At 59.1% G+C, this 530-nt stretch carries 1 protein-coding gene; it reads right to left on the bottom strand.

Features of this window, described 5'->3' with window-relative positions; genetic code table 11:
- Nucleotides 1-124: 124 nt before the first annotated feature.
- Nucleotides 125-530, bottom strand: a 406-nt coding sequence (locus ACWTU8_RS32180) for an SDR family NAD(P)-dependent oxidoreductase (protein ID WP_455851297.1), incomplete at its 5' end; no start/stop codon positions are given.

Genomic DNA, 530 nt, shown 5'->3' with positions numbered 1-530 from the left:
GACGGCGAGGCTGGGCTAGCAGCGGTCACGATTCGCGGCCTTCGGCTCGGCGTCCTGCAGGACATTTTGAGAAACGATTTGTCCCGCGTGACGCCCAGCCGGGTTCGCAAATGGGAGACCGCACTCACCAGATCGTGTACCCTCCATCCACGGGAAGAACTGTGCCGGTCACGTAGCTGGATGCGTCGCTAGCGAGAAATTGAACTGCATTTGCGATCTCCTCCGTCCGGCCCAAGCGCCCTATCGGCGTAAGCTCGGCCCAGGTCGAAATGCTGTCGTTGGAGTCATTGGTCATCTTCGTGGCGACGTAGCCTGGAGCGACTGCGTTGACGCGAACGCCTGATTTTGCCCATTTGCAGGCATAGCTCTTTGTGAGCATGTGCACGCCAGCTTTGCTGGCGTTGTAGGCTGGGTCGCTCTGCAGCTTTGCAACGATCGAGCCGCAGATCGATCCAATATTGACAATGTTGCCCGAGCCGCGTTCGGCCATCGCAGTGCCGATCGTCCTGCAACAATTGAACACTCCGTCC

The organism is Mesorhizobium sp. BHbdii, from assembly GCF_053848045.1.
The sequence above is the reverse complement of the archived record's forward strand: the minus strand, read 5'-3'. Positions and strand labels throughout refer to the sequence as shown.